This is a genomic window from Achromobacter sp. 46006, from assembly GCF_059761975.1.
The window spans coordinates 1-378 of record NZ_JCBANN010000150.1 but is presented as its reverse complement, the minus strand read 5'-3'; the positions used below and the strand labels follow the sequence as shown (position 1 = coordinate 378).

Below are 378 nucleotides of genomic sequence, written 5' to 3'. Positions count from 1 at the left end.
CGGGATCGCCGTAGACATACCCCGGCTGGTTGGAGAACTGCGGCAGCGTGCCGCGCACCCCGCCGCCGATGTCCAGCACCATCTGGTCGATGTAGTGGCGATGGCCGTAGCTGAACTCGTAGCCGGCCACGTCGCGCCGCTGCACCTCGATGTCGATGTCGTTGAGGGTGCTGTTGGCCCGCTTGCGCAGGAACTTCAGCATGGCGGTGCCCTTGTAGCTGGCGCCGCGGTACGGCACCACCGACACGCCCACCTCCACCTGCTTGCTGGTGCCGCCGTAGACGATGGGTTCCTCGAAGCCGGCCACGGTCTGGCGGTAGCGCGACTTGCTGGCGCCGGCGAACAGGGTCCAGTAGCCGAACGGGATGCTGTAGTTGA

1 protein-coding gene is annotated in these 378 nt (G+C 66.7%); it reads right to left on the bottom strand.

Annotated features, from left to right (window positions below):
- Positions 1-378: ShlB/FhaC/HecB family hemolysin secretion/activation protein (locus tag AC6LKG_RS26590; RefSeq protein ID WP_498169995.1), on the bottom strand; the 378-nt coding region annotated here is incomplete at both ends.